Origin of the sequence: Methylobacterium sp. CCH7-A2 (assembly GCF_001557075.1) — a bacterium.
GTDB classification, from domain to species: Bacteria; Pseudomonadota; Alphaproteobacteria; order Rhizobiales; family Beijerinckiaceae; genus Allobosea; species Allobosea massiliensis.
This window is the reverse complement of sequence record NZ_LSKN01000177.1, coordinates 1-19,583: the sequence shown is the minus strand read 5'-3', so window position 1 is coordinate 19,583 and position 19,583 is coordinate 1. Positions and strand designations below refer to the sequence as shown.

Here is a 19,583-nt window from a genome sequence, read left to right as displayed (position 1 = left end):
ATTTCTGTCTCATCTGCGCTCCATAAGGGCTGCGATGATCCAGAAATCCTCCCTTCCCGAAAACCCTTAAACTAGCTCAAGAGCGTTGAAGGCGGACAGACCTGCATAGCCTGAAAGCCCATTGACTATGGCTTCGTCGGCACCCACAGCTTCGCCAAGCACCTGAAGGCGCTACGATGTAGGACACCCAACGAGGTCATCTACGAAGCCTGGACCAAACACCCATCAATATTCAAGATCGACCCGCGCCATCTCATTCTGGGACCACACAGCTAATATTGAATCAAACATTCGCGCGCTAGAACCTTATCGGGCGATCGGTACAGATCTCTCACATATTGTCGGGCTGTTTTCTTTTGAGGCAGCGCTACCGGCCCTTCATCCGAATACCATGCCTTCTTGCGCTTCGATCGCAGCAAAAGCAGCGTCTCGTGGCGCGCCCTCGTCAGGCCGACATAAAGGTCGCGTTCGTCGAGCCTGTCGCCGTCGAGAATAAGAAGGCCCTTGTCGATCGTCGCGCCCTGGAGGCCGAACAGCGTGCTGACATAGGCATACCCCAGATGGGCATCGCCATTCTCATCATGCCACTCCGAGAGACGCGCCGAGACAGCCTTTGTCGACCTCTTGCCCTGCGCCTTGATCCGCAGAGAGAGCTTCAGCGAAAGGTCACCATCATCGTGTTCAGTCATCGCGTCGATGCGTGCAACAGATCCGTTGACGATTTCGGGATGCACCCGCGATCTGCGTAGAAAACGAACGTGATCACCGACTTGCAGCTCAAGCGACCGACGCATCCCATTGGGTGCCATCGCGAAAATGCGATGCGCCTTTCCTCTCAAGACCCCCAACGCCGCCAGTTGATGGCGAAAAGCCCGGCTGATCTCATCGACTTGGTGATTGGTTTTGACAATGACAACGGATTTTCCCTGGCCACCGCGCGCAGTAAAATGCGGCGTGAGCCAGTCGACCGCTTGGTGCGACAATTCGGTTTCAGACTTCACGTGCTGAAGCCGGTTCCATCGATCCATGATGTGAAGCCCTGCGGCGGTGTTACCCTCCACGAGTCGAGAGACGACATCGCGATACCATCCGTCCTGCTGTCGATGCACGTGCTTCAGGGTCGCGGTCGCTGCGAAGGGGTGCACGAGACGAAAGCCCGAGCCGGCCGCGATCGGACGCAGCTGCTGAGGGTCGCCGATCATGACCAGCTTGGCGCCCCGCTCCTGGGCAAAGCGCAGCAACTGCACCATGCGTTCTGTGCCGAGGAGGCCGACCTCGTCGACCAACAGCACGGTTCGGCTGTCGATGCCCAGATGGCGGCCCTTATGGCCAAGAACGGTGGCCAATGATGCGAATGGTATCGAACAATCTGTGCCCATTTCGAGGCAGACACGCCAGGCCTCCGCAGTCGCGATGACCTTGCATTTCGCCTCCTGATAGGCCGCCACGACAGGCTTCAGCATCGTCGTCTTGCCGGTTCCCGGCGCGCCGTGGATCAGCACGAGCCGGGCCTCCGAGCAAGCGAGGTCAGCGGCGACCTCCTGTTCAGGAACGAGCCGTTCGACTGCGTCGAGGACCGCCTGCCTGATCGTCGGGGCCGAGTGAAAGGGCGTTTGCGCTAGCTCTGAGGCGATGGCTGCAGCTTCCGCTTCGCGCGCCAGCATGGCCGCCGTGGTCCATCGCGGCAGGCGATAACTCGCTGCGTCAGCAAGGCGCCGCAAAAGCGACGAGGCGCTCGCCGTTTGATCAAGCACCTCTGTGGACGGGGGAACATGGACACGATCGATAACAAGTTGCGAGGCCAAGACCTGCGCGAGCCGCTCCCGGCCGAAGACAGCCTCGTGTTCGGTGGCCCTCGCAAGAGCCCGCTCAACCGTGCGCATCCGCTTTCGCTCAGACGGCTCGCTTGCGGGCTTGTTGTGTCGGCGCGTCGCGCCATCGATGACGTTGTTGACGTCAATGTTAAACGTGATGGCCTCGTCGCTCCACGCCTCGAACAGCTCCGAAACATCAAATGTCTGTTTCGGCGCACGTGTCATCGACAGCGCCAGCCCCATTGTAAGTCTTGCACGGTGTCGTGCCTTGACCCGTGCGCCGAAATCCTTGGCGCCCGTGGTTCGCTTGCTGAACCTTTGGACCGCTTCGGATGAAACACCTGCCAGCTGAAAACGGCCATCATGGCCGACCGGCTCGACCTGAAACCCGAGGTTGCGTAGTTCGAATGCAAGGGCCGCGAAATGCCAAGCGGCCAAGGCATATTTCCAATGTTTCAGACCTCGATCGAAGAGAATCTTCAGTCGGCCATCATGGGACCGAATGATATCGGGAACGATCGCGTGAGTATGCAAATTCGGATCAGGATGGACCTTCCCGTCGTCTCGTTTTGTGTTCCGTGATGTGCCATGCAGGAAGAGGGCGCAAAACGAGATCGCCGGACGCGTTCTCTGATCCTTGGAATTGCCGATCCGCTCAAGGGCCACATGCTGGAAGAACAGGTCCATAGCCCGCTTCACCGCACGATGCTGCGCCTCCTCAATGTTAAGTCTGAGTTCGCCAGTGCCCAAGGCCCAGATCAGAGAAACCGATTTCGGTACCGAAAAACTGATATCTCTCGCCGATGGGCTCTCCCCTGGAGCGTCTTCGGTGTCCGCCGGTGTGGTTTTCTTTTTTGAGCGCGCAGGTGGTCCAGATTCATTGGTCCAAGGCAGCTTACGCTCCATCACCAACCGAAGATCGTCCTTGGTAACCGGGGCGCCGTCAGGAACACCCATGCGCGGATCTGGTGAATACCAGACACCGTGAGCCAGATCGGACCGCGCCGCAAGATCTTTTTCCTGATAGTAATAGTGCGCCCTGAAGGCCGCATTGTCCGAAACCGCCATGCATCGTCCCCTGAATGCTGCGGCAAGCTAACCCCCCAAACGAATTCAGACGGTCAAAAATGATCCTGACAATTTGAGACAACCATCGTCTATCGACCACCTCTGGGAACTCCGGCAAATCTTGGTTGATGGCGTGTTGAAACGGCTTTCGCACCGCGCTTTGCGGCTTGGTGCATAGAACTATCAAAACAACATCAGGAGTGCCCCAGCCGCAGCCGCTGAGCCACGAAGGTCTGCCGGTCAGAGCAGATGGCGCCCTACCCGAGCGGATCAAAAATCAACTCAACCAGCGGCAGTCCGGGCTCATGCCGCGGGCCGTGCCGCACCCGGCCAGCGCTTGGTGCATAGAACTATCAAAACAACCAAGAGGGTGGCCGCCTGCGGGCCGCATATAGAAAAATTTTCGCCCGCGCCTCTCGGCGCGGGGAGCCTCCGGCAAAGCCGTCGGCAGGCGGGCTCAACGCCCGCGGCGGGACCCAGCGACCATCTGACGATCGTCGCAGCAAGCAATAGCAAACGCGAAGGGACGTCCTTTTGGGACCGAATTCTCAGGAACCCCCGGAGAAAAGGAAACTCAAGATGACGAACGCTCCCCGCCGCACACCTCGCACCTGCTTCGGCCACATTAGCCAGCCCAACGGACCCGCGATCACCGACGCACTCAGCGCCATGCTCGCTCATGCGCCAGTAGACTATCTCGACCAATGGCAAGAAGGCGGGCGCCTGCAGGGCAGCGATGTACCCGCAACCGGCGTGAGCCCCGTGGCTCGCAATGTCTGCGAGATCGCAACCGCCCGCTCGTGGGAGCTCGCTCGTCGCCAACCCGATCAACACGGCATCCTGCTGCCCTGCCAAGCCGAACAGGCCGATACAGCGCGGCGAAGCCACGTCGGCCCGCATCGTCGCTGAGCCCTGAAGCACGCCGCTTTGGGAAACGCCCAGCGCCTTGAAGAGACCACGGCTCGTTCCTTCGCAAGACAAAAGCCGCCTTCGGCCGCCGAGAGAGAAAGCCGCTTCCGAGGGAAAGCAGAAAGCACCCCCGAGAAAGAGAGACAGGCAATGACGAACCCCTTCCATCAGACCATCGCCGCGAGCAGCTCAACGCTCCCGGTTTCAAGCCCGAAGGGCGCAGATCGCATGCGTCAGTGGGCTGTGCGCCTCTACAATGCGAACAATGACGCGCTGTTTCACTGGAGCGCCAAGGCGAAGACCGCCCTGGAGGCCGTGGCGACTGCGCACTCGCGATACTCAGACGCTCTGGAGGCGATTTACCGAGCCCAGGGGCTAACTCGCTCGGATGCCAGTTCCGATCTCATCGTCGCCGAAAGCGAAGTCCTGAAGGCCTCGATGCCGAACGCTTGGCGTGTGACCAACAGGGCCAGCTGGGAGGCCGCAAAGCATCCCAAGGCTCAACGCGCCTTGCTGGGGATGCCACTCGCCCATGACATTGTCACGAGCATCGCGATGACAGACCCAGGCTGCATCACCGCGCTCCAGCACGACCATGCGCTCGTCCTCGGGATGTGGCTGTCGGTCGTCGGCAAGGACCAACTCATCGATATCGATAGCTGTTGGCTGGTGTCGACCCCAGACGGCACCGTCCGAGTCCCGCATTCCAACGGCGTGCTCCGCAATGTGTTGCGACTGTTCGCACTGCGGGCTCTTTCGCCACGGCATGCGATCGGGAACCCAAGGAGCCACCCCTTCAACGGCTACCGTCTCGTCATCAACGGCCAGAGCAAGACGCTGCTGGCCGCCCAGATGATCCGCAAGCCGACAGCGCCCTTCGTGGTCCTCAACTGGCTTGAAAGCGAAGGCTTCATGGACGTTGCAAGCCAGTATCGCGGCAGTTTCGAACCTGCAGGCGAAGAAGCGAGGTCACGAGGCTAACAACACTCGGTTCACTGTCAGCCGACAGATCACCGCCCCCGAAAAGTGATGAAGCCCCGCCTCACAGAGTGCGGGGCTTTTTCTCTGAGACAGGTCCGCTGCGGGACGAAGGGACATTCACCCCCGAAAAACGCAAGGACTTCAAAAATGAAACTCTACCACTTCACCGCTTCCGAATACATCGAACCGATCATGACGCACGGCCTCAATCAAGGCGAGGTGGTGATCGACGCTCCGAACCTGGTGCAAAACGGCGTCAACTTGACGACCGATGCCGATCCGCGAGATCACGGCCTGTCGGATGGACGCTTGGTCACGAGCCTTGAGCGTCGCATCTTCGAGCAGATGGACGGCGTCCGCCTGCCGAAGGGAATGCGCTTTCCCGATAAGCGTCGCGTGCGAATCGAGATCGACTTGCCGGAGCACACGCACGGCCTCGTCAACTGGCTCCAATGGTCCGCAACCCATGTCGATCGCGCGACGCGCGAGGGGCTGATCCGGACCGGAGGCGGCATCGTCAAGGCCTCAACCTGGTACGTGTCGTTCGCCCCTATCAAGCCGTCCGCTTTCATCCGGATTGGTATCCGAAACCATGCGGGTTCCTACACGCCCTGCCAGAGCCGGACAGAGGTTCAGCAGGCAATCATGGCTCTGGATCTGCCCGGCGTCCGGCTTGTGCCGACGACGACCGACATTGGCGGCAAAGCGAGCTGACACGCATCCGGGACCGATTGTCCTCAGAGACAATCGGTCCCGATCTCGGCGCCAAAAAGCAGGCCACAAGCTTCAAGAATACCGGTCTGGCGGGTGATCAGCGAGCGCGTCCGGGTCACCGCCGGCCACGAGGTCATGCGCATCCCCCATGGCGGGCGCGAGGTGGCCGTCCATGCCGAGTTGAAGGGGCGCGATGGCCGGATCCTCGACGATATTCATCTAGCCGGGCTCGTGGGAACGCGCGAGCGGCCGATCCACCCGGCGCCGCCGAGATCGCCGCCCGTGCCGACTTCGCTGCTGCGTCCGCTGGCGGAGTATGAGGCGGTTGTCGGGGGGCTTCTGGTAGATGACCAAGATCATCTGACCGCCTTGCTCAGCCGGTTGAAGCTGAGGCGCTGCGCGATCAGCTCGACAGCCTGATCGACAAGGCCCGCCCCCGCGGGCTGACGATGCGGGAGGCGCTGACGCTGTTTTGCGAGCGCGAGGCCCCCCGTCGCGACCAGCGCCGGATCGATAGGTCCTTCGGCCTGGCCCGCTTCCTCTTCGTGCGCGACCTCAGCGGCTTCGACTCTTGGGCTCAGTCCTCCTTCGACAAAGCACAGATGCGCGAGATCGCAACAGGCCGCTTCATCGCCAATGGCGAGGCGGTCTTCCTCACGGGCCCGCCGGGCGTAGGCAAGGCCCATCTGGCGGTCGCGCCCAGGCATGAAGGCATCGTCGCCGGCTACTCGGTCCTGTTCATGCTGGCGACGATGCCGGTTGCGCAACTGGCCAAGGCCCATGGCGAAGAGCAGCTCGAGGAGAAGATCACCCACAACAACAAGCCGAAGCTTCTGATCGTCAATGAACTCGGCAATCCGCGCATCTCAGCCAAGCCCCTGCGCGATGACGCCATCATGCTTCGTGAGGAAGCGCGAAGTCGGTCTGGATAGTAGTCGACGACTGCGCCGGCGACTGACGGGCGCGCGGCGAGCGCCTGTCGGAAAGCCTGAACCTTGTGCAGGGCGGCGAAAACGCCGAGATCGCGGATGGGGTCGAGCACGTCAAACTACCGGAAAGCAGGGTCAAAGGCGCCATCGACGAGCGAGAAGGGGGGACCGATAAAGTAGCGGCCGTCCCCCAGCGCCGTCTCGACACGCGCCAGTTTACCTTTCAGCGCCACGACCTTGGCGTCGAAGGCCGCTTCGTCCTTCGTGGTCACGACTGTCCCGATGTCGGCGAGGATTGAGGAGCCAACCTCCACCTCAACGTGGTGGCGAGCCATGAGGAGTAGATCGGTCGGGTGGAGAGGCATCTTTGGACTCGCAGCACTGTCGGTGACGATCGATCAATCGCAGAACGACGAGATCGCGTCGAAGAAGCTTCACAAAATGGCCATGGACCGACGCGGGCACAACTGACCAAAAAGGGCCGCCATCGTTGCGATGACGGCCCAGAAGTGGTCTCGGGAGTCCGAACAGGGGAATGTTGTCGGGACCCAATGATTAATTGACGATCGAACATGAAGCTTGCATGACGCTGAGCAACGCTACGTCGCTCATGAGCCTTGATTTCAGATGACGCAGCGGCAATCTCGGTTGAGTTATGTGACGGAAAGTGGTGTCATAACCGAACGCGGCATTCCCGCGTTCGGAGGGCTTTCATGCCCCGCTATTTCTTCGACACTGACGACGGCTCAGAAACGGTCATTGACATAGTGGGCCGTGAGCTTTTGGACGACGTCGCCGCACGTTGGGCAGGCCTCGGAACGCTGCCGGACATGGCGCACGACAAGATCACGGAGGGTGACCATCGGACATTTACCGTCAGCGTCCGCAACGCCCAGGACACTGTGATCTATGTGGCCACGCTCGCCCTTATGGGCGGTTGGAAGAACGGCGGCGGCACCGAACGTCTACTCGAACGCGGGAACCACTCCGGGTTTCCGGGGCGCCGGTAGGTTGCCCCAGGGCTGGGACGTCAGAGTCTGTCACCGCTGAGAGGCTTCGGTAGCAACCGGTGCTGTCGCACCGGCGCCGAGCGAGCGCTGCACCATGACGCTGTCGGACCATTTGCCATAGCGATAGGCGACACCCGGCAGCAGCCCGACCCTGACAAAGCCGAAGCGCTCGTGAAGAGCCAACGAGGCGGTGTTCTCCCCATCGATATAGCCGATCATCTGACGGAAACCGGCCGCCGCGCAGGCGTCGATCAGCGCCTGCATCAGCAACCTCCCGATGCCACGTCCGAGATGCTCGTGATGCACATAGATCGAATGTTTCACGGTGAAACGGTAGGCGGGACGCTTGCGAAAGGGAACGACATAGGCATAGCCCACGACCTCGCCGCCGCGCGTCGCCACGAGGTGCGGCAGGCGGCGGTTGCGCAGGTTCTTGCGGCGGTCCTTGAGATCGTCCGGCTGCGGCGTGCCGGTCTCCTCGACCCCGGCTTCGATGCCGCGGCGGATATGCCGACGATAGATCGCCAGCATGGGCTCGACATCGTCGTCGCGCGAGGGACGCACGAAGATCGGCAGGTCAACATCCATGGCGTCGTCCGACCTCAGTGCTCGACCGGCTCGCTGACCACATAGGTGTGTAGGCGGACCCGACCGTCAGCGTCATGCTCGCGATAGACGCCCTGAATCTCGACGTCGAAACCCGGGAAGGCATTGAAGCAGGCCTCGAACATCCTGAGATAGTCGATCATCGGCTTGGCCCGCTGACACAGGCGCTCGCCCGGCACGATGGTGGCGATGCCGGGAGGGTAGACGACGAAGGGCGTGGTGGCGATCCGCCCGGCGATCGCATCGATCGGCAGATAGTCGACATCGTTGCGGACGAGGCAGCGGGCGGCGTCATGCGGCGACATCGCCATCTCCGGCAGATGCTCCGGGGAGAATTGCCGGTTCTGAAGCTCGCTGACCTGATGATCGCGGAAGAAGCGGTGCATCTCGCCACAGAGGTCGCGCAGGCGCACGCCCTCATAGCGAGCCGGCCTGCGCCGATAGAACTCCGGGATCGCGTCTTCGAGGAGGGCGTTATCGTCATGCAGTTTCTTGAAGGCGACGAGCCCGCTGATCAGCGTGCCAGCCTTGCTGGCCTCGACCCCTGGCGTCAGCAGGAAGAGCAGCGAGTTGAGGTCGTTCTTCTCGGCCACGATCCGGTTCTCGCGCAGGAACTGGGCGACGACCGGCGCTGGGATGCCATGCTCCGCATAAGCGCCGGTCACGCGGTCGAAACCGGGCGTGAGGAGCGTCAGCTTGTTGGGGTCGGTCATGGCGAAGCCCGCTTCCATCGCCGCAAAGCCGTGCCAACCCGCGCCCGGCGCAAGCTGCCAGTAAGCCGGGTCGGCGGCGAGTTGGTCGGTGGCGACCATCTCCCAGGCGATGTCGTGCACGCCGCCCGGGCGCGCGGCATCGAGGATCGACACACGCTCCGGCACAAACGGCTCGAAGAACCAGCGGCGCTCGACCCGCGCCTCCTTCTCCTCGAACTCGCGCCGGACCGCCCGGATCTTCTTGCGCAGCTCGATGCCGAGTCGGATCGTGTCGTCCCAGAGCACTTCGCCCGAGCGGCCCTTCATCATCTGCGCGCCGACATCGAGCGAGGCGAAGAGCGGGTAGAAGGGCGAGGTCGAAGCGTACTGCATGAAGCTCTCATTGAAGCGGCGGTGCTCGACGCGCCGCTTCTGGCCCTTGATGTGCCGGTCCTTGATGTGGATCTGCGAGGCCTGGCTGAAGCTCGCGAGCTGCTTGTGCGTCGATTGCGTGGCGATGATGCCCGGCGAATCGGGCCCGAGCCCCGTCAGCCCCATGGCGAAGCGCCCGGCATAGAGCGGGTGGAACTTCATGAATCCGGCCCAGGCCTCGTCGAAGAGGATGTAGTCGCAGAGATGCCCGATCTTATCGAGGATCATCTGGGCGCTGTGGATGGTGCCGTCATAGGTGCATTGCTCGACCACCGCGACGCGGAAGGGGCGCGGCTTCTGCCAGGCCTCCTTGTCCTTGACCAGCGGGTTGGTCCGGATGCGCTCGCGCAACGCCTGCTCGTCGAAGGCCTCCCAGCGCATCGGACCGATCAGCCCCCAGGCATTGCGCGCGGTCGGTACATAGATCGGAATGCCGCCGGAGATCAGCAGCGCGCCGTGATGGGCGGCCTTGTGGTTGTTGCGGTCGAACAGGACGAGGTCGTCGTCGGTGACCAACGCGGCGAGAGCGACCTTGTTCGAGGTCGAGGTGCCGTTGAGAACGAAATAGGTCTTCTCCGCGCCAAAGATCTGGGCTGCTTCCTTCTGAGCCTTCAGCGCCGGCCCCTCATGGGTCAGCAGGTCGCCGAGGTCGAGCACGGAATTGTCGAGGTCGTCGCGGAACACCGCCTCGCCGAGATGCTCCATGAAGACGCGGCCGATTGGGCTACGGCTGTAGAACACGCCGCCATTGTGACCGGGGCAGGTCCAGAGATGGTTGCCTTCCTCGGCATAGTCGACGAGCGCGCCGAAAAACGGCGTCTTCAGGGTCTCGGCATATTGCTTGAGCCGGCTGATCAGGCTTTTGGCGATGAAGGGCGGGGTTTCCTCGGAGAGGAAGATGTAGCCGTCGATGAAGTCGAGAACCTCGACCGGCACATCCTCGAAGCGCTTGCGCCGGATCAGCAGAATGATCGGAAATTCGAGGCCGCGCCGGCGCATCAGGTTGATCAGCGCCGCCGTCTTTCCCTCAAGGCCCTTCTTGCCCCAGTCGACGACCATGCAGCCAATCGCCGCATCAGTCTGGACCGCGATCTCGGCGTCCTCGAGCTTGCGCGCCTTGACGACCTCGAAACCGGAGCGCTCGATCTCCTCGACGATCTGGTGAAAGCGGATGCCCTCGAGGTCCTCCGCATCGAAGTTCGGCGTCGCGAAGAGGAAGGTGAAGCGCCTGAAGTAATCCATTTCGACCCCGATATTGCGATCAGGGAGGTATCCCCTCCGTTCATGACGGAACGACGAAACCTCTCACTGAAGGAGCCCCGACCAAGAGCCTGACTGGTCGAGGTGTCGCCCGCAACGGGCATGTCGGTTGATGAACTGTCCGAAAACCGTCACTGGTTCGACGCCTGTTCCCGCCATGCTGCATTGCGGTGGGGGGGGCCACGATGTTTTCGCTGCAAGGTCAGAAAGTCCTCGTCGTCGGCATCGCCAATGAGCATTCCATCGCCTGGGGATGCGCCAAGGCTTTCCGTCAACAGGGGGCCGATCTCGCCGTCACATGGCTCAATGCGAAGGCCGAGCCCTTTGTTCGCCCGCTCGCCGAGTCGCTCGACGCGCAGATCATGGCACCGCTCGACGTTACGCAGCCCGGCGCGATGGCGGCGCTGTTCGACGAGATCGGCCAGCGCTGGGGCCGGCTCGACACGTTGCTGCACTCGATCGCCTTTGCGCCGAAGGTGGAGCTGCAGGGCCGCGTGATCGATTGCTCGTCCGAGGGTTTCGCGCAGGCGATGACGATCTCGGTCCATTCCTTTCTGCAGATGCTGCGGCTCGCCGAGCCTCTGATGCCCGCTGGCGGCACCTGCCTGTCGGTATCGTTCTTCGGTTCCTCGCAGGTCGTGCGCCATTACAACATGATGGGTCCGGTCAAGGCGGCTCTGGAAAGCGCCGTTCGCTATGCCGCCGCCGAACTCGGCGAGCAGGGAATCCGCGTTCATGCGCTCTCGCCAGGTCCGCTGGCGACCCGCGCCGCCTCCGGCATCGATCACTTCGACGAATTGCTCGACGCGGCCGCCAGCCGCGCTCCGACGCGCCATCTCGCCACGATCGAGGATGTCGGCGCAGTGGCTGCCTTCCTGGCCTCTCCGGAGGCCCGCAATCTCACCGGTGGCATTCACGCCATCGATGGTGGCTTCTCGATCATCGCCTGAAGGATACCCTAGCCATGGCCAGCGTCTTCGACCTGTTCGACCCCGACGTCTCGTCGGGTCTGCCGCGCCCGCAGGGCGATGCTATGGCCATGTTTCAGCGAGGCCTGGCCAGCGCGAAGCGTGAATCCGAGGCTTGCGCCAGCACGGGCGACATCTTGTCGGCCGCCGCGGCGCGCCAGGGCAAGCGCATGCTGGACACCCATGCCGAGCGCAGCCGCAAGCTCTTGGAAGAGACCGGTGCGGTCCTGTCGGGCCTGCATCACGCCCAAGGCAAGACCGCGTTGCCGCAGGCCTGGCTCGAGTACCAGCGCGACGCCGCCGAGCGCGCGATCCTGGCCGCTGACACGCTGCGCAAGCGTGGCGACATCTTTCTGGCGCACGAAGCGGCCGACTGCCCGCCGGTCCTGATCTACGACTACGAAACCGTGATGGACGGGCGCGACCAGCCCTACCCTTCCAACTACATGCTGCTGCGCATCCTGCCGCCGGACGGCGTCGTCATCGACGACACGCTGCGGCCCTACATCATCATCGACCCGCGCGCCGGCCACGGGCCCGGCATCGGCGGATTCAAGACCGACAGCCAGGTCGGCGTCGCGCTGCGCGAAGGCCACCCGGTCTATTTCGCCGCCTTCCGCAGCCGGCCGGAGCCGGGCCAGTACCTCTCTTATGTTACACGCAGCGAGGCGGCCTTCGTGCGCGAGGTGATGCGCCGGCATCCGAAAGCGCCCAAGCCGGTCGTGACCGGCAATTGCCAGGGCGGGTGGGCGACGCTGCTGCTGGCGGCCACCAACACCGACCTGACCGGGCCGATCGTCATCAACGGCGCGCCGGTCGCACCCTGGGCCGGCCGCATCGGCGAGAACCCGATGCGCTACAATGCCGGCGTGCTCGGCGGGACCTGGATCCCGATGTTCCTCTCAGACCTCGGTGGCGGCATCTTCGACGGCGCGCATCTGGTCCAGAACTTCGAGATGCTCAACCCGTCGCGAACCCTTTTTCGCAAATACACCGACCTGTTCCGCGACATCGACAAGGGCGACACGACCTTTCTGGAATTCGAGAAATGGTGGGGCGGTTTCTTCCTGCTGACCGAGCCGGAAATCCGCTGGATTGTCGAACAGCTCTTTGTCGGCAACCGCCTGTCGAAGAACGAGGCCCGGCTCGAGCCCGGCCGGCCGGTCGATCTCAAAGCGATCCGCGCGCCGATCATCGTCTTCGCCAGCCATGGCGACAACATCACGCCGCCGCAGCAGGCGCTGAACTGGATCGCCGAGACCTATGCCGATGTCTCGGAGATTCGCATCCGCGGCCAGCGCATCATCTACATGGTGCATGACCAGGTCGGCCATCTCGGCATCTTCGTCTCCTCCCAGATCGCCAAGCGCGAGCATGCCGAGGTCGGCACGACGCTGGAAACGATCGAGGCGTTGGCACCGGGCCTCTACGAGATGCGCATCGAAGACGTAAAGGAGGAAGCGGGCCGGCAGCGCTTCACCGTCGGCTTCGTCGAACGGACGCTCGATGACATTCGCGCCCTCGACGACGGCTACACCGACGAGCGGCCCTTCGCCGCCGTGGCGCGGGCCTCCGAGGTCCAGGCCCAGATGTACGACACCCTCATGCGCCCGCTCGTCAAGGCGCTGGTGACGGACACCGCGGCCGAGGCCAGCCGGGCGCTGCATCCGCAGCGGATGATCCGGGCACTCGCGTCGTCGCGAAACCCGGCCATGGCGGTTCTGGAGAGCGCAGCCGAGCGGGTGCGTGAGAGCCGTGCCAAGGCGACGCCGGACAATCCGTTCCTCGCGGCGGAAGCGCTGTGGGTTCAGGCGACGGAGCAGATGATCGACATCTACCGCGACAGCCGCGACATGATGCATGAACTCGCCTTCTTCGGCATGTGGTCGACGCCTTGGTCGCGGGTCTTTGGCCAGACTCATGAGGCGCGCCGCACCCTGAAGAGCACGGACGAGTTGCGCAGCCTGCCCGAGGTCGCGTCCGCGCTCTACAACATCGAGCGTGGCGGCTTCCCCGAGGCCGTGATCCGCATGCTCATTCTGCTGGCCGACAACCGCGGCACCGTGCGCCGTGACCGTCTCGAGCGGTCAAGCCAGGTCCTGACGCAGGACGAGCCGTTCAAGTCGCTTGGAGCCGAGAGGCGTGCGCTGATTATCCATGAGCAGACGCTGATTGCGACCTATGAGCCCGATCGCGCGATCGAAACCCTGCCGAGCCTGCTGTCGACGCCCGAACAGCGCGCTCTTGCCCTGAGGACGGTGCGCTACATTCCGGGCCTGGCCGCCGAGATGGCGCCCGAGACACGGACATTGCTGCAGCGCTTCGCTACGGTACTCGATCTTCCCGCCGACGACGCGGACGTGACCAACGATCCGCTGCTGGACGTCCAGGACACGGCGGGGCTGCTCGACGCCGTGTCCGCCAATGCGGCAACCGCCAAGGCCGCCGCTGTCGCCCGGCGGCACCGCAACGGCAAGACCGCCGCCAGACAGGACGATTGAGATGCATCTGACCAACCGAACCTTCGCCGAGCTGCAGCCCGGCGAGACGGCGGAGCTGCGCCGCATCATCACGCCCGACGACCTCTATGTCTTCGCGGCGGCCTCAGGCAACTACAACCCGATGCACCTGCCGCAGACCGATGTCGATGGCGACGGAAAAGCCGAGAACATCGCGCCCGGCATGTTCGTCGCATCGCAGATCTCGGCCGTGCTGGGGATGCTGCTCCCCGGCGCGGGCACGCTGTATCGCCGTCAGGTCCTCGATTTCCACGCGCGCGCCCATGCCGGCGACGAGGTTGTTTGCCGGGTCAAAGTCGTCGAGAAGCTGCCCGACGGCATCGTTCGGATGGAGACGCAGGTCGTGCGGGCCTCCGACCAGGCCCTGATCGTCAGCGGCGAGGCGGTCGTCATCGCGCCGCAGGAGAAGTTCGATCGCGAAGACGTCGAGGTGCCGGGCCTCGTCGTGCAGCGCCACCGGCATTTCGAGACGCTGCTGGAACGGGCACGCCCGCTTCCGGCCCTGCCGGTCGCCGTGGTCTGCCCACATGACGAGAATTCGCTGGGCGGCGCGCTGCTCGCCGCCAAGGAAACCATCATCACGCCGATCCTGATCGGGCGCGCAGAGAAGATCCGCGCCGCGGCGCTCGCTCTGGAGGGCGATCTGTCGGGCTTCGAGATCATCGACGTCATCGGCGACGTCGCAGCGGCGTCGATGGCCTGCCAACTGGTGCATGAGGGACGCGCCGGGGCAGTGATGAAAGGTCATCTCCACACCGACGATCTGCTCAGGCCGATGCTGGACAAGGCGACGGGCCTGCGGGTCGGGCGGCGCTTCACCCATGTCTTCGTCATGGATGTGCCCGGCCGACCTGAGCCCGTGATGGTGACCGATGCCGCGATCAACATCGCGCCCGATCTCGCGACCAAGGTTGACATCGTCCAGAACGCCATCGATCTCGCCCTCTCTCTCGGCATGGAGCCGCGCGTCGGCGTTCTCTCGGCGGTCGAGACGGTCAATCCCGCGATCCAGTCCTCGATCGATGCGGCGTTGCTCTCGAAGATGGCCGAGCGCGGCCAGATCACCGGCGGGCAGGTCGACGGCCCGCTCGCCATGGACAATGCGGTCGACCATGGCGCCGCACGCAGCAAGGGGCTCAAGGGCTTGGTCGCCGGCCGGGCGAACATCCTCGTTGTGCCTGGCATCGATGCCGGCAATATGCTCGCCAAACAGCTCTCTTTCGTCAGCCACGCCGAAGGGGCCGGTCTGGTGCTGGGCGCGCGCGTTCCGGTGATCCTGAATTCACGCTCCGACAGCGCCATGTCGCGGCTGGCGTCCTGCGCGGTCGCGGCTCTTCACCACGCCCACAAGGGAGAGGCGTGATGACAGCCGACACCATCACGGCTGAAGCCACGGCTGGCGCGGCCTGGCACGATGTCGGCTTCCTGGCGCTGAATGCAGGCTCCTCCTCGCTGAAGTTCGCGGTCTTTCCGGCGCAGGGCGAAACGGCGCTCGCGACCGGGCAGGCTGACCGGATCGGCCCCGAGGGCACGCTGAAGATCAAGGATGCGGCAGGTCAGCCGATCGAACCCGCGCAGGGGGCGCTGACGAGCCACGACACCGCGCTCGCCATCGTCATCGCGACGCTCAAGCGCGCCTTTCCCGATCTGAGGATCGCCGCGGTCGGCCATCGCGTGGTCCATGGCGGGATCCACTATACGGCTCCGGTCGTGGTGGACGAAAATGTCCTGCAGACGCTTTCGACGCTGTCCTCCTTCGCGCCGCTGCATCAGCCACACAACATGTCCGGGATCCGTGCCGCCATGGAAGCCTTTCCCGGCGTGGCGCAGATCGCCTGTTTCGACACGGCCTTCCATCGTGGCCAGCCCTTGGTCAACGACATGTTCGCGCTGCCGCATCGCTATTACGAGCAGGGCGTGCGTCGTTACGGCTTCCACGGGCTGAGCTACGAATACATCACCGGTGAGATGGCGCGGATCGCGCCGCATCTGATGGCCGGCCGCGTCGTCGTCGCGCATCTCGGCAACGGCGCTTCGATGTGCGCGATCTACCGGGGACGCTCGGTGGCCTCATCCATGGGGTTCTCGGCGCTGGACGGGCTGCCGATGGGCACCCGCTGCGGCCAGCTCGATCCCGGCGTGATGCTCTACATGCTCGACCAGGAAAAGCTGAACACGGCCCAGATCCGCCAGATCCTCTACAATGAATCCGGGTTGCTCGGCCTCTCGGGCGGGCTTTCCAACGACATGCGCACGCTGGAGGAGGCCGACACGCCTGAATCCCACCGCACGATCGACTATTTCGTCTTCCGCATTCAGCGAGAGCTCGGCGCGATGGCGGCCGTCATGGGCGGTATCGATGCACTCGTCTTCTGCGGCGGCATCGGCGAGAATTCCCGTGTCATCCGGCGCCGCGTCTGCGAGCGGCTGGGCTGGATGGGGATCGAGATCGACCATGGCCGTAACGCCGAGAGCGCGACGGTGATCTCCTCGGAATTCGCCCGCACGACCGTGATGATCGTGCCGACCCGCGAGGATCTGGTGATCGCACGGGCCGCGCGTGCCGCCGTCGGCCTCCCGGAAACGGCTGCCACCTGACCGGAGGCGGCCCTTCCGTCGACCATCGCCCTCCCGACGCCAACCTTCGCAAACCGCCGGTACCGGAGATGTCCATGACCGCGATCAAGACCATCGGCGTGATCGGCGCCGGCACGATGGGCAACGGCATCGCCCAGACCTTCGCCGTCGCCGGCTTCCCCGTGTTGCTGCAGGACCTCTCCGAGCCGGCCCTCGAGCGCGCCCGCGAGACGATGGCGGGCAGTCTCGGCCGGCAGGTCAAGAAGGGGCTGTTGACCGAGGAAGTGGCCCAGGCCGCGCTCCGGCTGGTGACCGGGACGACCGCGCTGGACGAGATGGCCGACCGCGATCTCGTCATCGAGGCGATCGTCGAGCGGTTCGACGTCAAGGCCACCGTGCTGAAACGGCTCGACGGCATCTGCCGGCCTGATGCGATCTTCGCCTCCAACACCTCGTCGATCTCACTGACGCAGCTGGCCGCCGCGTCAGAGCGTCCGGGCCGGGTGATCGGCATGCATTTTTTCAATCCCGTTCCGGTGATGCAACTGGTCGAGATCATCCGGGCTCTGCAGACCGAGGATGCCGTAGCCGATGCGGTGACCGAGGCCACGCGCGCCATCGGGAAGACGCCGCGGGTCAGCAAGGACAGTTACGGCTTCGTGGTGAACCGACTGCTGGCGCCGCTGATCAACGAGGCGATCAACTGCCTCCATGAAGGGCTCGCCACGCCGGAGGACATCGACAGCATGATGAAGCTCGGCGCCAATCATCCGATGGGGCCGCTGGCGCTGGGCGATCTGATCGGGCTCGACGTCGTGCTCAACATCATGGAAACCCTATACGAGGGCTTCGATGATCCAAAATACCGAGCGAGCCCACTGCTGAAGCAGATGGTCCATGCCGGCTATCTGGGGCGCAAGACCGGGCGAGGCTTCGCCGAATACAAGGCGTGACGGGAGGCGGCTCGATGGCGGGACGATCCGGGCGATGACGGCGACGCGACGCTTTCAGGCCAAGGACGGCGCCTGGCTCGTCTACCGTGACGAGGGCTCCGGCCCCCCGGTGCTGGCGCTGGCCGGTCTGACACGCGACGGCCGTGACTTCGACTATCTGGCGCGTCGGCTGAGCGGTATCCGCCTGATCCGCCTCGATTCCCGCGGGCGGGGCGGTTCCGACTGGACCGGCTCGGAGACCTACAGCGTGGCGCAGGAAGCGCAGGACGCGCTGACACTGCTGGACCATCTCGGCATCCCGCGCGCCGCGATCATCGGTTCGTCCCGGGGCGGACTTCTGGGCATGGTGATGGCCGCGACCGCGCCCGACCGGGTAGCGGGGCTGTGCCTGAACGATGTCGGCCCCGTGCTGGAGCGCGAGGGGTTGGCGCGGATCGGGCGCTATATCGGCGAGAAACCAGCCGTCGACAGCCTCGAGGAGATCGCCGACCGCATGCCGCTTGTCATGCCGGGCTTCGGCGAGGTGCCGGAACTGCGCTGGGTCGAGGAAACGCTGCGCCATTATGTCGAGACGCCCCAAGGCATCGACTTGCCTTACGATCCGGCGCTGCGACAATCCTTTGATGCCGCCATGGCCAAGCCGCTCGGCGATGCCTGGCCTCTCTTCGATGCCTGCAAGGCCCTCCCCATGGCGCTGATCCATGGGGCCAACTCCGATGTGCTGAGCACCGCGACGGCCGACGCGATGCAGGCGCGTCGCCCCGACATGATCCGGGTCGAGTTGGCCGATCGCGGCCATATCCCCTTCCTCGACGAACCGGCCGCTCTCGCGGCGATCGAGTCCTGGCTCAGGCTGTGCTTCCCGGATGGCGATGGTAAGCCGAGGGAGACCGAGCCGCGATCTGATCCTGATGCTTGACGCATCCAAGCTGCTGTCCAGGCGCGGTCCGGCCAAGAAGCGGTATTGCTCCCGCATCCGCTGCAGGAGTCGAAAGTCGGGTGGACCGTCGCTAAACAGGCGGCCCCCCGTCGACGCCGGCCAGAGGACGCACCAGCCTATCGTTTAGCTCGTTATCTGCACGGACGACAGGCGCTGGTGCGAGATCGACCCCTCGCCCATCTGATGCGGAAGTGCGGAGAACCTTCGGCGCGGAAGGCGCGCCTTCGCCTCAATAGCGGTCCGGGACGAAAAGTTCCGGCGGGACGGGATGGCGCTGATAGTCAGGATGCCGCACGCGTTCCGGCAGAGAGATATCCTGCTTCGGCACGTCTTCATACGGGATCTGACCCAGCAGATGGGCGATGCAGTTGAGCCGCGCCTTCTTCTTGTCGACCGCCTCGACCACCCACCAGGGGGCGTATTCGGTATGGGTCCGGTCGAACATTTCCTCCTTGGCGCGGGTGTAATCCTCCCAGTGGACCCGGCTTTCCATGTCCATCGGCGAGAGCTTCCACTGCTTCAGCGGATCGGCGATGCGCATCTGGAAGCGGAATTCCTGCTCCTCATCGGTAATCGAGAACCAGTATTTGATCAGGATGACGCCGGAACGGACGAGCATGTGCTCGAATTCCGGGACGGAGCGGAAGAACTCCTCGAGTTCCTGGGCTGAGCAAAAGCCCATCACCCGCTCGACGCCGGCGCGGTTGTACCAACTGCGATCGAACAGCACCATTTCACCAGCGGTCGGCAGATGCGGGACGTAGCGCTGGAAATACCATTGGTGCTTCTCGCGCTCGGTCGGGGCCGGCAGCGCCACGACGCGGCAGACCCGCGGATTGAGCCGCTGCGTCACGCGCTTGATCGCCCCGCCCTTGCCGGCGGAGTCGCGCCCCTCGAACAGCACGACGACCTTGAGCTTCTTGTACTGAATCCAGTCCTGCAGTCGCACCAACTCGTGCTGCAACCGGAACAGTTCGCGGAAATAGACCTTCCGGTCCAGCGTCGATCCTGCCGGCCCGACGCCCCCGGCGACCAACTCGTCGATGCGGTCTTCCTCAAGCTGCATCTCGAATTCTTCATCGAAGCTGTCTGCGATCTCCGCTTTGATGCGGTCGAGATCAGTGCTCATGAAAGCGGCCCCTGTTGTGGATCTGTAAGAGTCCGTCCCGGAACTCATGACGCTCGCGCGATGCGGCGGATAAGAACCATGG

The 19,583-nt window shown here is 63.8% G+C and carries 17 protein-coding genes and 1 pseudogene; 12 read left to right on the top strand and 6 right to left on the bottom strand.

Translation table 11 applies throughout. From position 1 onward, the window contains the following. Positions 1–98: 98 nt before the first annotated feature. Positions 99–276 (top strand): annotated as a pseudogene (locus AX750_RS26895) (IS481 family transposase); the annotation flags it as partial. Here the strand turns inward: AX750_RS26895 and mobF are convergent. Beyond that, positions 273–2,882, bottom strand: a complete 2,610-nt coding sequence (gene mobF / locus AX750_RS13320; protein WP_082735117.1) for a MobF family relaxase — start codon at positions 2,880–2,882, stop codon at positions 273–275. The pseudogene AX750_RS26895 and the gene mobF sit on opposite strands and share 4 nt — an antisense overlap. A 579-nt stretch (positions 2,883–3,461) precedes the next feature. Here mobF and AX750_RS26040 point away from each other — a divergent pair. The 3 genes from AX750_RS26040 (at position 3,462) to AX750_RS13310 (ending at position 5,486) form a co-directional block, all read left to right on the top strand. Beyond that, a complete protein-coding gene (locus tag AX750_RS26040) occupies positions 3,462–3,791 on the top strand; it encodes a hypothetical protein (RefSeq protein WP_156449910.1) in 330 nt (109 codons plus the stop codon). Between the two features lie 150 nt (positions 3,792–3,941). After that, the gene (locus AX750_RS13315) at positions 3,942–4,772 is read left to right on the top strand and encodes a hypothetical protein (RefSeq protein ID WP_066733640.1); all 831 of its coding nucleotides are present in this window, start codon (positions 3,942–3,944) and stop codon (positions 4,770–4,772) included. Positions 4,773–4,919: 147 nt separating this feature from the next. Continuing rightward, positions 4,920–5,486, top strand: a complete 567-nt coding sequence (locus AX750_RS13310) for a hypothetical protein (RefSeq protein WP_066733630.1) — start codon at positions 4,920–4,922, stop codon at positions 5,484–5,486. Between the two features lie 72 nt (positions 5,487–5,558). On the opposite strand, the gene AX750_RS26035 is transcribed toward AX750_RS13310, so the two are convergent. Further along, the gene (locus AX750_RS26035) at positions 5,559–5,705 is read right to left on the bottom strand and encodes a hypothetical protein (protein ID WP_156451748.1); all 147 of its coding nucleotides are present in this window, start codon (positions 5,703–5,705) and stop codon (positions 5,559–5,561) included. A 176-nt stretch (positions 5,706–5,881) separates the two neighbouring features. Here AX750_RS26035 and AX750_RS13305 point away from each other — a divergent pair, with 176 nt between their 5' ends. Beyond that, entirely contained in the window at positions 5,882–6,418 is a 537-nt protein-coding gene (locus AX750_RS13305; protein WP_280939905.1) for an ATP-binding protein, read from the top strand. A 116-nt stretch (positions 6,419–6,534) separates the two neighbouring features. Here AX750_RS13305 and AX750_RS13300 read toward each other — a convergent pair whose 3' ends face one another. Further along, a complete protein-coding gene (locus tag AX750_RS13300; RefSeq protein WP_156449944.1) occupies positions 6,535–6,750 on the bottom strand; it encodes a glutathione S-transferase domain-containing protein in 216 nt (71 codons plus the stop codon). A gap of 378 nt (positions 6,751–7,128) precedes the next feature. On the opposite strand from AX750_RS13300, the gene AX750_RS13295 reads away from it, so the two are divergent. Next, complete coding sequence (locus AX750_RS13295; RefSeq protein ID WP_066733620.1) at positions 7,129–7,425, top strand: hypothetical protein; 297 nt, start codon at positions 7,129–7,131, stop codon at positions 7,423–7,425. Between the two features lie 30 nt (positions 7,426–7,455). Here AX750_RS13295 and AX750_RS13290 read toward each other — a convergent pair whose 3' ends face one another. Then, a complete protein-coding gene (locus tag AX750_RS13290) occupies positions 7,456–8,013 on the bottom strand; it encodes a GNAT family N-acetyltransferase (protein WP_066733617.1) in 558 nt (185 codons plus the stop codon). A 14-nt stretch (positions 8,014–8,027) separates the two neighbouring features. Continuing rightward, positions 8,028–10,397: an Orn/Lys/Arg decarboxylase N-terminal domain-containing protein gene (locus tag AX750_RS13285; RefSeq protein ID WP_066733613.1), complete on the bottom strand. Its 2,370-nt coding sequence runs from the start codon at positions 10,395–10,397 to the stop codon at positions 8,028–8,030. A gap of 203 nt (positions 10,398–10,600) precedes the next feature. Between AX750_RS13285 and fabI the strand changes: the two genes are divergently transcribed. The 6 genes from fabI (at position 10,601) to AX750_RS13255 (ending at position 18,351) form a co-directional block, all read left to right on the top strand. Beyond that, on the top strand, positions 10,601–11,365 hold the full coding sequence (gene fabI / locus AX750_RS13280) for an enoyl-ACP reductase FabI (protein ID WP_066733612.1): 765 nt from the start codon (positions 10,601–10,603) through the stop codon (positions 11,363–11,365). Positions 11,366–11,379: 14 nt separating this feature from the next. Beyond that, positions 11,380–13,884 (top strand): DUF3141 domain-containing protein, encoded by a 2,505-nt coding sequence (locus tag AX750_RS13275; RefSeq protein WP_082737639.1) that lies wholly within the window; start codon positions 11,380–11,382, stop codon positions 13,882–13,884. Between the two features lies 1 nt (position 13,885). Continuing rightward, complete coding sequence (locus tag AX750_RS13270; protein ID WP_066733602.1) at positions 13,886–15,265, top strand: bifunctional enoyl-CoA hydratase/phosphate acetyltransferase; 1,380 nt, start codon at positions 13,886–13,888, stop codon at positions 15,263–15,265. Then, positions 15,265–16,500 carry an acetate/propionate family kinase gene (locus tag AX750_RS13265; protein ID WP_082735382.1) on the top strand — a complete coding sequence of 412 codons (1,236 nt, stop codon included), beginning with the start codon at positions 15,265–15,267 and terminating at the stop codon, positions 16,498–16,500. Before AX750_RS13270 ends, AX750_RS13265 begins: the two co-directional genes overlap by 1 nt. Before the next feature lie 74 nt (positions 16,501–16,574). Then, on the top strand, positions 16,575–17,432 hold the full coding sequence (locus AX750_RS13260; protein WP_066733587.1) for a 3-hydroxybutyryl-CoA dehydrogenase: 858 nt from the start codon (positions 16,575–16,577) through the stop codon (positions 17,430–17,432). A 34-nt stretch (positions 17,433–17,466) separates the two neighbouring features. After that, complete coding sequence (locus tag AX750_RS13255; RefSeq protein WP_082735380.1) at positions 17,467–18,351, top strand: alpha/beta hydrolase; 885 nt, start codon at positions 17,467–17,469, stop codon at positions 18,349–18,351. 250 nt (positions 18,352–18,601) lie between these two features. Here the strand turns inward: AX750_RS13255 and ppk2 are convergent, their stop codons facing one another. Then, a complete protein-coding gene (gene ppk2 / locus AX750_RS13250; protein WP_066733583.1) occupies positions 18,602–19,501 on the bottom strand; it encodes a polyphosphate kinase 2 in 900 nt (299 codons plus the stop codon). Positions 19,502–19,583 lie beyond the last annotated feature (82 nt).